10 protein-coding genes are annotated in these 13032 nt (G+C 61.1%); 5 read left to right on the top strand and 5 right to left on the bottom strand.

Going from position 1 to position 13032, the window contains the following annotated elements:
* Positions 1-608: 608 nt before the first annotated feature.
* Both TBK1r_RS35090 and TBK1r_RS35085 read right to left on the bottom strand, forming a co-directional pair.
* Positions 609-1988: a porin gene (locus TBK1r_RS35090; protein WP_145220550.1), complete on the bottom strand. Its 1380-nt coding sequence runs from the start codon at positions 1986-1988 to the stop codon at positions 609-611.
* A 393-nt stretch (positions 1989-2381) separates the two neighbouring features.
* Positions 2382-3716: a porin gene (locus TBK1r_RS35085; RefSeq protein ID WP_145220548.1), complete on the bottom strand. Its 1335-nt coding sequence runs from the start codon at positions 3714-3716 to the stop codon at positions 2382-2384.
* A gap of 512 nt (positions 3717-4228) precedes the next feature.
* Between TBK1r_RS35085 and ftsY the strand changes: the two genes are divergently transcribed.
* The 4 genes from ftsY to TBK1r_RS35065 all read left to right on the top strand — a co-directional run bounded on the left by ftsY (position 4229) and on the right by TBK1r_RS35065 (position 8267).
* On the top strand, positions 4229-5323 hold the full coding sequence (gene ftsY, locus TBK1r_RS35080) for a signal recognition particle-docking protein FtsY (protein WP_145220546.1): 1095 nt from the start codon (positions 4229-4231) through the stop codon (positions 5321-5323).
* A gap of 17 nt (positions 5324-5340) precedes the next feature.
* Positions 5341-5922 (top strand): MiaE family protein, encoded by a 582-nt coding sequence (locus TBK1r_RS35075; RefSeq protein ID WP_145220543.1) that lies wholly within the window; start codon positions 5341-5343, stop codon positions 5920-5922.
* A gap of 226 nt (positions 5923-6148) precedes the next feature.
* The gene (locus TBK1r_RS35070) at positions 6149-7174 is read left to right on the top strand and encodes a hypothetical protein (RefSeq protein ID WP_145220541.1); all 1026 of its coding nucleotides are present in this window, start codon (positions 6149-6151) and stop codon (positions 7172-7174) included.
* Positions 7175-7328: 154 nt separating this feature from the next.
* Positions 7329-8267 (top strand): universal stress protein, encoded by a 939-nt coding sequence (locus TBK1r_RS35065; RefSeq protein ID WP_145220539.1) that lies wholly within the window; start codon positions 7329-7331, stop codon positions 8265-8267.
* A gap of 286 nt (positions 8268-8553) precedes the next feature.
* On the opposite strand, the gene TBK1r_RS35060 is transcribed toward TBK1r_RS35065, so the two are convergent.
* Positions 8554-9336 carry a hypothetical protein gene (locus TBK1r_RS35060; protein WP_145220537.1) on the bottom strand — a complete coding sequence of 261 codons (783 nt, stop codon included), beginning with the start codon at positions 9334-9336 and terminating at the stop codon, positions 8554-8556.
* Between the two features lie 167 nt (positions 9337-9503).
* Between TBK1r_RS35060 and TBK1r_RS35055 the strand changes: the two genes are divergently transcribed.
* The gene (locus TBK1r_RS35055) at positions 9504-9767 is read left to right on the top strand and encodes a hypothetical protein (protein ID WP_145220535.1); all 264 of its coding nucleotides are present in this window, start codon (positions 9504-9506) and stop codon (positions 9765-9767) included.
* Between the two features lie 240 nt (positions 9768-10007).
* Here the strand turns inward: TBK1r_RS35055 and TBK1r_RS35050 are convergent, their stop codons facing one another.
* Entirely contained in the window at positions 10008-11285 is a 1278-nt protein-coding gene (locus TBK1r_RS35050; RefSeq protein ID WP_145220533.1) for a M20 family metallopeptidase, read from the bottom strand.
* Positions 11286-13007: a hypothetical protein gene (locus TBK1r_RS39320; protein WP_419580699.1), complete on the bottom strand. Its 1722-nt coding sequence runs from the start codon at positions 13005-13007 to the stop codon at positions 11286-11288.
* Between the last annotated feature and the right edge of the window lie 25 nt (positions 13008-13032).

The following is a 13032-nucleotide window of genomic DNA, read 5'->3' as shown; positions in this document are numbered from 1 at the left end:
AGCTTCCGGTCCGGGACGGGACCGAGAGTTCACAAGTCGCAACCATCACCGAGAGAGCGGCGTGGCCGACAGCGTTGTTCGGATGCCCTGCCACCAGCCGAGACAAGTCTCGACTGGCGTCAGGGCAGCGGTAGGTAGAACCACGTGTGTTGGTAATCGCTGGCCATGTTGTTGACCGCTGGCTGTGGTGTGGATCACAGCGGTGCAGCTGATCGCTGGCCAGGACGTTTGCCAGAGAGAGCATCCACTGGGCCAAAGACGCGATCGGTAGTCGAGAATGGGTCTCAAGTGACTGTCCCCAAACGACTTAAAAAAAATCGTGGGTTCGCGGCGAGTCGCGGTCGGTCGATTCGAAGGGCCTGATCTCGTATTGCTGCCCAGTTGATAGGCAGGTCGATGCTAATGGATTGGGCACGGATGAGGCCAACACCGCTAAGTGAAGCGTCGGTTGCTAAGGTGAGGGCCCGTAGGCTCGTACCAAACGGCTGATCGTCGTTTGAGGCCGCTTTGAGGCAGCGCCGGAATGAAAAAAGACCGCGTCCACCGTTTGGCGGACGCGGCCTCTTGCGGGAATCGCGTTTGCGATTTCGTTTCGGACGCCTTGTTGCTTAGAACAAGAAGATCGTGTCGATTCCGAAGGTCGTTTGCTCTTCGCCTTCGTCCAGGCCGGCGACTTGATCGTCGTCCCAGTCGAAGCGGATTTCGGGACGCACGACCACGTTGGCATGCGGCTTGTAGTTGACACCCATCGTCAGAGCGTAGATGTCGGTCTCGGTGCCGTAGTTGCTGAACACGCCTTCCTGGTTGTACCACTCGAAGCGTGCCCCTGCGGCCAGGCAATCGGTCAGCGTGTAGATCAGGTACTGGTTGATGCCGAAGGTATTCCGAACGCCCATGTTGTTTTGGTTTTCGGTGTCCAGGTAATCGCTTTGGAAGATGTACTGGACATTGTCGGTCAGCGCGACATCGGCAACGATCGAGTGCATGTAGCCCTTCTCGGTGTTGCCGCCCTTGTCGGCGAACCGACCACCGATGGCGGCGTAGATCAGGCTGATGTCTTCGTTGAGGGCCAACGAAACACCGCCCAGGAACGAGTCGCCGTTGTCCTCGAAGCCGCTGTCCCAACCGAGCGTGTAACCGCCGTAGACTTCGACATCGTCGCTGACGGCCAAGGTCGCCAGAGCACCGGTGTGGGTGAACGGCTCGCTGTTGTACATCGTGTACGCGTGGCTGTAGAAGAAGTTGTCCGGGGCGGTCACGACTTCCCATCCGATGATGGTGTAGAAGTTTCCGACTTTGACCGACAGGTCTCCGTAACCGGCTTCCAGGTAAAGCTGTGGCATCGCGTGACCGTAGCCATTCGCTCCGCCGTTGTCCCAATCGTTGTCCCAGTGGTTGTTGGCGATCCCGAACGCTTGGGTGTCCTGGGCATCGGTACCGTAGACGTAGTCGATGCGACCACCGATATCGAATCCGCAGGACGTGTCGATCGCTTTTTCCGCCCACAACCAAGCTTGCTGAAGCTGGTATTCATCGGGGCGGCTGTTGAACAGCGGCGTGGCGTCGGTGTGGTATCCCATTTGGACCCAACCGCCGGCGGAAAGGTTGCCGCACTGGCCGAACAGGGCGAAGGGCTCGCCCAGATCGCACTGGCCTAATTTGTCGAACAGTCCGGCGCCGAGTCCGCCGCCGCATCCGCAACCGGCATCGCAGCCACCGTCGCAACCGGAGTCACAATACTCGATCGTGTCTGCACCGCAATCGGGTTCGCAGACTCCGGTATCGCAGGCTCCGGCATCACAGTCACAGGGCGTTTCGCAACCGCAACCGACGTCATCGGTGCATCCGACCTGTGCGATCTGCCCGCTGGCCCCTGGGGCGGCTTGGTACAGAGCGTGGTAGTTTCCATCGGCAGACGGTCCACCAGCCAAGGCGTTGCCGCCGAAGCACAACAACGCGAGCGTGCTGAATAACAATTTACGTTTCATGGGTCTCCCTCGTCGTCCCGTCAAAGGACGTTCCTTTCTTGGTATTGCGTAGCGTGTGATCGGTAGACACATCGAACCGCAGCCTTATGCAGGCTGAAGTTCGACGTGTCCGGCGGTATCTGAAGGACGGATACGCCCGCCTTGCGAGGGCGCCGATCGAGAACCGCTTGACCATCTTCCAAGAGATGTATCGGGAGAAAATTGCCGAGAAATCGACTCTTCTGGCTTTTCGCATTCTGCCAGGATTGCCGATCTTGACACTGGGTGTTAATTCGTACCGGTCAGGTGGCGTTTGCCGTGGCGGTGCCACAAAAAAAGCCGGCGGCCGCTCGAGGGGTTCGAGCGGCCGCCGGCCGGTACAGTGGACCGAAGCGGTCTTCGATTCGATGCGTCTTAGAACAAGAAGATCGTGTCGATTCCGAAGGTCGTTTGGTCGTCGCCGCTTTCCAATCCGGCGACTTGATCGTCATCCCAATCCCAGCGGATTTCCGGACGCACGACGACGTTGGAATGTGGCTTGTAGTTCAAGCCCATCGTCAAGGCGTAGATGTCCGAGTCGTTACCGGGAGCGCCGAAGATGCCTTCGTTGTTGTAGTACTCGAATCGTCCACCCGCTGCCCAGCAATCGCTGAGGGTGTAGATCAGGTACTGGTTGATGCCGAAGGTTTCGCGGACGGTCGCACCGGCCGAGGTTTCGGTATCCAGGTAATCGGACTGGAAGATGTACTGCAGGTTGTCGCTCAAGGTCACATCGGCGACGATCGAGTGCATGTAACCTTGCTCGGGGGTTCCCAGGGGAGCCGCACCGATGCGACCGAAGGTGGTCGCGTAGGTCAGGGTGAGATCGTCGCTCATTGCGACCGACAATCCGCCCAAGAAGCTGTCACCGTTGTCGTCGAAGCCGCTGTCCCAGCCCAAGGTGTATCCACCGTAGGCGGTGACGTTGTCGTTCACGTTGTAGGTTGCCAAAACACCGGTGTGGGTGAAGGGCTCGCTATAGTTCATCGTGTACGCGTGGCTGTAGAAGAAGTTGCCGGGTGCAGCCACGACTTCATATCCGATGATGGTGTAGAAGTGTCCCATTTTGACGGACAAATCGCCGTAGCCGGCTTCGAAGTACAGTTGGGGCAGGGCGTGACCGTAGCCGTTCGCACCGCCGTTGTCCCAATCGTTATCCCAGCCGCGGTTTCCCGTGCCGAACGCTTGGGTGTTCTGCGCATCGATACCGTAAACGTAGTCGATTCGGCCACCGATATCGAAGCCACAGGACGTATCGATCGCCTTTTCAGCGTACAACCAGGCTTGGTGCAGGTTGTATTCATCGGGGCGGTCATTGAAGATGGGCAGAGCGCGGTCGTGGTAGCCCATTTGGACCCAACCGCCTGCACTCCAGCCACAATGCTCACCGAAGAGTGACCATTGTTCGCCCAAGCAGCAGTCGCCGAGAAGACTGCCGAGGCCGCCTCCCAAACCGCATCCACACGCCGAGTCGCATCCGCCGTCGCATCCGGCGTCGCAGCATCCTGCGTCGCCAAAGCCGCTATCACATGCGTCACCGCATGGATCGCAGCCAACTACTGTTTCGCATCCACAGACCGGCTCGCCGCAATCGCAAGCGGCCGCGCAGTGCGAGACCAGTTCAATTGAGTCATTTCCGCTCGCGGTCATGCTGCTCGTGTAGGACGCGCAGGCAATCGCAGCCAGCATGGCAATCTTGCTAAGCTTCATCGCTTTAAATTCTCCCGAATTCCATTTTCTGGGTTCTAAAAAAGGGCAGGGCAACAACGAATTACGCCCGCGACCAAAGATACGCGGGCCGCTGAGACCCTAATTGGTCGGGTCAAGGCATGTCTGACTGCTTGCCATCCCGTGTTCGTCTCCGATCAGCAGAGCCGACCGTGGTCAAAACGGGAGTCGAGTGTCGGACGCTACGATTTGACCGTCTGACGCGTCGCCTCTGTCGTCACCTGCGTTATCGGGATGGTTTGTTCATGATTTGGGGTCGAATTGGAATGTTTTGCGTCGGTCCCCCCAGCAGCGGTCCACGTGGTCCAACTGTGCCGCACAGCGCTATCAGAGAAACTTTGCCGACTGGGAAGAGGCTCCCTGATCCGCGGGTCATCCGACGGTAAACTGTCGGCAAACGGAATCCAAACCACCGGGCGGTACCGCAATGGCGACCTTTCCGGCACACTTTGCCTTTCCCCACCCACTCGATAGTCCGACCGAGAACAAGACCGATGGTTTTTTGGCGTTCGAAGAAAAAATCAGACGATTCACCCCCCGCCCAGCCGTCCGGTCCGGCCCAGCAGGAACCCTCCACCGCAGCCGATCACGGGCAAGCCGCAGCCACCCCCAAAGCCTCGCCACCGGCAGCCTCAGCACCGGCAGCCTCTCCACCGGCAGCGGCGGCCGAGTCGTCGGCGGGCTTGTTCGGGCGATTTCGCAACGGGCTGGAAAAAACACGGCGGGCACTCAACACCGACATCCGCGACCTGTTCAAAGACGAAGGGCGGCTGGTCGATGACGAATTCTTGGGCGAACTGTTCGCCAAACTGATCCGCACCGACATGGGCGCCGGCCCCGCCGAAGAACTCCGTGACGACGTCGCCAAACGCTACCGCGGCCGCAAAGTCGGGCTGGACGAGGTCCTCGAATCGATCACCGCCCAAACCCAGGCGATGCTCCAACAGGACGCCGCCCCGCTGAATCTGCCCGGAAAACCCAGCGTGATCCTGGTCGTCGGCGTCAACGGCAGCGGCAAAACGACCTCGATCGGAAAACTCTCCCACCACCTGACGTCCCAGGGCAAGAAGATCGTCTTGGGCGCCGGGGACACGTTCCGCGCCGCCGCGGTCGAACAGTTGACGATCTGGTCCGAGCGGATCGGCTGCGACATCGTGACGGGAAAACAGGGTGCCGACCCGGCCAGCGTGGCGTTTCAAACGGTCGACAAGGCAATCGAAATCGGTGCCGATGTCGCCATCATCGATACCGCCGGACGATTGCAGACACAGTCCAACCTGATGCAGGAGCTGGACAAGATCCGCCGCGTCGTCGGTAAGAAGGTCGAAGATGCCCCGCACGAAGTCCTGTTGGTCCTGGACGCGACCGCCGGTCAAAACGCGATCAGCCAAGCCAAGGGGTTCAGCGACGCGGCCGGTTGCACGGGCATCATCTTGGCCAAACTCGATGGCTCCGCCCGCGGCGGAGTGATCTTGCCGATCCGTCGCCAATTTGAACTTCCCGTCAAATTCGTCGGACTCGGCGAAAGCATCGAAGACATCGCGGAGTTTGATGCCGACAGCTTTGCCACCGCCCTTTTCGCCGATTGACCCGCCGCCGGACTGACATGCTTCACCTCCAATCCGAATCGACCCAGCGTTGGCTCGGGCAGGTTGACGAAAACCTGCCCGAGATCTTGATCGATCACGCCCACTGTGAGCGCAAGGCGGCGTCGACGGCGATGAATCTGATGAATTCCTATACCGACAATCGGCCGCTGTGTGTCGAGATGACGCGGATCATTCAGGAGGAACTGGAGCACTTTCACATGGTGATGGACGTCCTCGATCGTCGCGGCATCACCTTCAAGCGACTCGCCAGCGGTCACTACGGACGCGAGCTCAATGCGCTGACGCGTCAGCGCGAACCTCAACGCGGCGTGGACCGATTGCTGATCGCCTCGCTGATCGAAGCTCGTAGCTGTGAACGGTTCCGCTTGCTTGCCGATCACGTTCGTTCGCGCGACAACGAGCTGGCGGATTTTTATGCCAGTCTGTTCGAATCCGAAGCCCGCCATCACACCACCTACGTCAAGCTGGCCGAACAATTCGCACCACGGCGCGACGTCTTGGAACGACTCGACCAACTGTCCGAGCAGGAAACGGCGATCCTTGCCAAGGGCAGCCCCCTGGCGCGGATGCACAGCTGATCGAATTGTTTCACGCCGCGGCGCTGTGGTGGATGACGATCGAGTGGATGTTTCACGACAACCAGCATGCGCGCCGTGTCTTGCTCAGACGCCGATTGCGTCGATTGTGTAAGCGTTGCCGGTCCGGGACCAGGCGATATCGTTGCTTTCGAATCGGTGGAACCGGTTTTTGGACACGACGGAATGATTCCGATGACGCACAAGACGATCACGGGAGATTTCTCAAATGGATGCTTTCATCAAACGATGCGTTGTCACTGCAGGTTTTCTGATCACCACGCACAGCCTGGTTGCCGTCGATGCTTCGGCCGAGGCCCCCAAAATTCAGTTCGACATGCCGGCGGTGGCGACGGCGCTGGACACGTCCCTGCCCGGCCAACCGCGTGAGGTTTCGGTCGAGTTGGTGTTGTCGTCATTGATTGCGGGGCGGACCGATGTTTCCTCGGACGACGCGCCACCGATCGACCATCTGCTGGTTCATTGCGGCTTGCGTGACCGCTTGCCGGTGATCGATTTCTCGCCCAAAACGGAGCTGCAATCGGATTTCGCCGGCCCGATTTCGGTGACCACCAAAGACGAACTGTCCGATTCGTTAGGGCTGAGCGTCGACGGCGTCGTGCCGCACGTCGGCGCCGGGCGTCTCGGGGCCGACGATTCGCGCAAACGATCCGATCAGACCCAGTTCCAGCGTCAAGCACCGGTGCAAGCGGTGATCGCATCGGGCACCACCGATCGCGGTCGCGGCGTGTACTTTAAATTCCGCTGGACCAGCCAACAGGTGCTCGAAGGGGAGAAGCGATTTCGAATTTCGTTCGCGGTTCCGGACGCCTGGCGCGGCGGGCTGCTGGATCTGAACATCACCGCACACGGGGTCGATCGATCCTTGTTCGGGTCGGCCAAGCTTCGCGCCGTGGCCAAGCAAGACTTTGTCGTTGCCGTTCATCAGCAGGGCGATGCCGAGGCGGCCACGATCGCGCTGCGGCTTGCCAATCTGGATCGTAAACTCGCCGCGTTCGCGCGACAGCACCCGAAGTCCGGTTCCAATGCGATCACGCAATTCTGGCGCCGCGTCGTCCCGTCCTCCAATGAACCGACGACGCCGTCGCAGTGGTATCACGGTGTCACCAGCAACCTGCTTGACCCCTACACCGATCATCAGATTCGCTCGTTGCCGATGCAGGTCCGCGTCGCCGTGCTCGGATACAGCGATGCGGCGCGCGAATTGTTGGAACTTGGTCAGGAAGGGTCCTGACGGCGCGGTGTCGTGCTACATCGAACGGGGAATCGCGATAGAATCTGGGGCGTGCACCGACGTGGCAGTGGCTGCCGGGCTGTCGACGAGCCTGCCAGCCGCTGCCACCTGTTTTCCACCCGTTCGATACTTCCCACAACGCGACCCACCATTCATGTCTGATTCGGAGCCGAACGAAGTCGACCGCGGAGTCGACGAGTCCATGCGGATGTTCGAAAAATCGAAAGTCGGCGATGAGCCCGCGCTGCAGCCGATCAAGCCCGCGCGTGTCCTGTTGGTTCTCGATGGATCCTCCCAAGACAAGTCGGGAATCGCGGCGGCCGGTTTCTTGCGCGAGACCTTCAACGTGGAAACGTTGGTCTTGGATGCCCGCCCATCACCGGATGGGGACATCACCACCGCGGTGGTCGACGCCGTTTCGGGGGCGCGGCCGATTCAGCGGGGCGAAGGCGAATCGTACGAGATGATTCTGGCGGCGCTGCAAACGCACGCGGTCGATCTGCTGGTTGTCCCGTGTCCTTTCGGTCGCGATTTTGACAAGGTCGGCACCGATAGCGCCGGCACCGTCATCGATGTGTTGCTGTCGCGCTGCCCCTGTCCGATGTTGGTCATCCGCCGCGAGGACCAGACGCTGGCGGAATGCGTCGGCAAGGTTTCTGTCGTCGTCGGCGCCGAGTGTGACGTCGAATTGAAAGCCGCCGCATGGGCCTTCGGGCTGTCGGCCGATGACGCGACCGTGACGTTGGATTTGGTCGTCGAGAAAGAGCAGTACGAGAATATTAAATCGATCGTCGAAGCCCTTTCCGACGGCGCGACGCTGGACCCCGAATCGTTCTCCGATGCGTTGACCAAGACGCACCACTCGATCCACGGTGCGATGGCCAAGACTGCGACCGAGCTCGGACGCAGCTACCATTTGCGGCCACTGGCTGGCGAGGTCGCGCCGCCCAATCCCTTGCAAAACCGAGACCAGACGCTGTTGGTCTTGCCCTTGGAAGTCGATGACCGGTTCGGCCAAGGATTCGCCCAAGACCGAATTCGCCGCAGTCCGCATCCGGTGCTGGTCGTCCCCAGCCATGTACCGCAAGGGTAAGCAACGCGTTCCGTGCCGGCGTAGGTGGCATGACCCCGAACGGGGTTCAAGCCAGTAGCCGGAGGTGAGCGGAGCGATACCTCCGGACACCCGGTTCCCCGCTCGACGCGACCCCGGAGGGTGTCGCTGTGAAGCATTTTTTAGCGGTAGGGCGCGAGCCCTCCGGTGTTTCGAGAACGATGAGGGACCGGAGGGCTTGCGCCCTGCCGCTAACACCTCGCAAAACCCAGGGAATAAATGCTTCACAGACACGTAGGGCATGCTGTGCATGCCAATGGGCCCGATGCTATCGATAGACCGAGAACGAAGGCACCGTCGCGATCACCGTCCCGGCGTTGGTCGGGACCGGCGCACCGAGCCCGTTGGCCGGTTGCAGCACGTTGGTTCGCATTCCGGATTGCATGGAACTACGCATCGGCGGTTCGCTGGTCGATCGACCGACGGTGTTGGACGCGATCGCCGTGACGGGCTGGGTGGCATAGGTCCCGTCGGTGGTCGTCGAAATCGGCCGCAGCCGTGCGGCGACTTCCGGGGCGACGTTGGATCCGATGCTCGGTTGCGGCATCGCACGGGCGACCAGTTCCAGCCCCTTTTGTTCGGTGGTTTCGTAGCGGACGGTCCGTTTCGGCACTTCCACCGTCCGTTTTTCAGCGACCCAACGCGTTTGAGTGGTCGCGCGGTTGACGACCTCGCTGCGGGCTTCCCAACGGGTTTCGGGGACTTGACGATAGGCGACCGTGGGCTGCCGGAACGGGTTCCAGCGTCCTTCCACATAGGGCATCCATTTCATCTGAGTGACGGGGGAGTAGCTGGTGCGGACTTCCGGTCGGATCTCCGTGACGGTTTCCGGACGATGCACGACGGTTTCTTGGCGTTCGACGCGGTCCTCGACCACCGGACGCGTGATCCGCTGCGTCACGGTACGATAGATATCGCCGGTCACCGGGTCCTTGTGCAGATCGCCGGAGGGGGCCTGTGCACCAGCCCCGCCGGAAAGGGCCATCGAGCCCGCTGCGACGAACAACGTGGCCGCTGTCTTGCGTAACAATTCCGTTTTGCGAACGTTCATGCTCGTTAAACTCCCCGCCCAAGCCATTTCATGCCCGGCGTGAATGGTTCCAACTGAAAAGAAAGGCTGGCGATGCAGGCGTGTCAGTTCCGCACGATCGCCACCTTCCCAGAATCGGTATGGAACCGTGCCAACTCGAAACAATACCCACGTCGGAACAAAAAAAGATGCTCGATGAAAAACTTCTCCACTTGGTTCAGTGCCCGATTTCGGGGCAAACGTTGCAGATTTCGTCCCCTGCGGTGATCGTCGACTTGAACGAAAAAATTGCCCAGGGATTGGTCCGCGATGCCTCCGACCAACTGGTCGAAAGTGCATTGGACCAAGGGCTTACCACCGCAGATGGTGCGCGCCTGTATCCCGTCCGGGGCGGGATCCCCACCCTGATCGCCGACGCCGCGATCGAGTTGGACCCGGGGACCGTGGGGTAAGCCTCTTGCTTGGGGTGGGGTAAGCATCTTGCTTGCCGCCCACTGGGTACGCTTCGCGTGACGCGCAGCATGCGGGGTGGGGTAAGCATCTTGCTTGCCACCCCTGGTTACGCTTCGCGTGACGCTCGGCATGCGACGCATGCCGCGCGACGAAACGTCGCGGGGGGTCGCAAGCTGGAAGCTTACGCCACGTGGAGATCGCAAGCTGGAAGCTTAGGCAGGTGATCGCAAGCTGGAAGCTTAGGCCACGTCGGTGCACCAGTGGCGGAGGGCTTTTTCGTAGCAGTCGATGCCGCGGCTCAGTTGATCGATGGCGATCCATTCGTCGACGGTGTGTGCTTGGGCGATGCTGCCGGGGCCGATCACGATGCGCCGCGACAATTCCCCCAGCACGCCGCCGTCGGTCGCGTAGCAAACGGTCTGGGATCGCGTGCCGGCGATCGCTTGAAATTGCGACACGATCTCGCTGTCGGGATCGGTCCACAGCGGGTCGCAGCCGGCGATCGGCGTCACGGTCAAGCCGAGCCGACGCGCGGTCGCGTTCGCTTCGGCCACCAACTCCGTCGCATCCACCTCCGGCATCGTGCGGAAACTGACCCAGGCGTCACTGCGCTCGGGCGTGATGTTGACGACGTTGCTGTGGTCACTGACGCCAAAGTTCCAAGACAACACCGGCGGGTCGAAACGATCGTCTTGCAATCCCGCGTCGTCACGTGTCCGCCGGCAAAGCTCCAACAGCTTGACCAGCATCGGCACCATCGCCTCGTTCGCATTGATTCCAAAGTTGGTCGCACTATGACCGGCGCGACCTCGACTGTGGACGGTGAACCCCTGGATCCCCTTGTGCGCGTAAACGACATTCATCTCCGTCGGCTCGCCGATCACCGAGACGGGATCGGCGCGGACCAGTTCGCGATAACCGTCGCAGTGATCGACGAGGTGTTTAGCGCCGTTGAATCCGACTTCTTCGTCGGCGGTGCACACCATCCAGATCGGTGCGGTTTGTTGACGGGCATCGACGCGAGCCACTGCGGACAGCATCGCCGCCAACGAACCCTTCATGTCACACGCACCGCGTCCATACACTCGATCGTCGCTCACCACCGCATCAAACGGTCCCGCCGCATCAAACGGTCCCTTCGCGGCATCGTCGGTGGAAGGACTCGATAGAGTCGGGGCGCCCACCCACTTCTTGGCCGGCACGACATCGGTGTGACAAAAATACGCGAGCCCTTGATGAGACGCCGCCGCGGCGCGGTGATCGGCAGAGGTCTCGTGCTGCTCCGTCCCGACAGGGTTGCGGACCGCGACCAGGTTTGCCTTGCGCACGCTACGCTCATCGCGGTATCCGCTGCGCCAAATCGTGAACCCCATTTGGGCGAGTGTGGCCGCGCACCAGTCGTTGATGTCGACGTTGCTTTTCGCGCTGACCGAAGGAAAGGAAATCAATTTCTCCAGCGTCGCGATGGCCGAAGCGATCGTACCATCGGGAGGTGAAGCTTCGATCGAATGTGGCATCTATTCTGAAAAGAGTTCTTTGGCGACTTGTTGCAGCATCGCCGTGTCAACTTGTTCGAGTTGGCCGTCGATGGCCGCGAGCTGTGCAAACGTGTCGTCACGATACTCGACGCGCCACTTGGGGTGAATCAGACGATACAATGCTTGACCGGCGACCGCGTCGGGACGTTCAGGGGAAAGCGCAAAAGACGTGATCTTTTCCGTCAGCCGTGGCGGCATGTCGTCGACGGTGAACGATCGTGTTCGCTTGTTGAACTGGATCGCCAACATCTCGGGTGAGACTTCGACGACGATGACCGGTAGGCCTTCGACATAATCAAAGGTGCTTCCCGTGTTGAGTGTCGCCAACCCACGACCGATCGCGCCGCGATAAAAGGTCGCCAGGTCGGCGATGTCATAGAGTGCGCTGGCACGCTTGGATTGCTCCGCATCGAGATCAAGTTTCGTCAACGCCTCGGCGGCGGGTTTCATCTGATCCCAATCGGCCGTTCGAATCAGCTGCTGGACCGCTTCGATCTTGGCCTGATTGGCGGCGACACGCTCCGCCGTCATGGCGGGCGCAGGAGTCGGGGGCGCCGTTGGAGTCGGAGTGGAAGGCGTCGAGCCGGTCGCCGGCGGTTCGGGGGTCATCGGCGTCTCGGGAATCGACATCCCGACCGGCGGCATCATGCTCGCCGGCGTTGGACTGGTCGGCGTCGGACTGGTCGGCGTTGGTGTCGGATTCGTCGGCGTTGGTGTCGGATTCGTCGGCGTTGGTGTCGGACTGGTTGGTGGATCGACGTTGCTTGACTCGCGACCGGGATTCGTCGTCGCCGCGCTGTTGGGTTTGCGCAGCGAATCTGCGATCCCGCTGGCGGCCACCTCGCCGAGCACGCCATCACGGTCGGCTGCGGTGGGAAGCGGTCGATCCGAATCGGGTCTCGGCTCGGCGACCACGACGCCGTTGTCTGCGGGCAGACCGTCCGGACGCAACGCGATCTGCCCACCCTGGGTCAGGAATTGCAGCAGGCCGATGATTGCCCCCAACATCACCAACACAAACACGCCGAACAGAAACAGTCCGGTCTTCTTGCGGCGGCGTTTCTTTTTCGGTTTCGGCGGCGACCACGGGATCGGCGCGTTTCCACTGGCCGGTTGACCGCCCGGTTGACTGGCGGTGGTGGGATCCGCAGACGTTGCCGGTGTTCCCAGCGGTGGTGTGCCCAGCGCCGGCACGGCTGCCGTGGGCGCGTTGCCGCTGCGATCGGTCGCCGGAGTCGCCAATCCGGGTGGCACCCCCAGCACCGCGGCGGCGCGAGTGGCGGGCGCGCCGTCGGTCGAAGATCCGGCAGCGGAGGTGGGCAGCGGTTTGGAACGGGGCAACAGTGACGCCAAGGGATCGTCCGGCTCGGCCGCAGTAGCAGACGCGGTGCCGGAGTCAGTGCTCGGCCCGGATTCGCGTGCGGTGTCGACCGCCACGCCTAGACTGGCGTCCAGTGCGCGACGTTGCTGTGGATCTTCCAACTGTTTTCGCGCCGCTTCGGCGAGCTTTGCCGCCTGTTTCCAGACCAGCGGATCGGCGGTCGGCTTGGATTGCTTCAATCCCTCGTAAACGCGTTGCATCGCCGCGGTGATCTTCGCCGGGTCCGATTCTCCGCTTTTCAAACCGAACACTTGATAGGCGTTGGGTTTGTCGGCCGACGTGCGAATCGGCAACAGGTCGGAAAGTTTCGATGCGGACATTTCTTCGAGGGCAAGCGGGGATCGG

Source organism: Stieleria magnilauensis, from assembly GCA_007753675.1.
In the GTDB taxonomy this organism is placed as follows: domain Bacteria; phylum Planctomycetota; class Planctomycetia; order Pirellulales; family Pirellulaceae; genus Stieleria; species Stieleria magnilauensis.
This window is presented reverse-complemented; position numbering and strand designations above follow the sequence as displayed.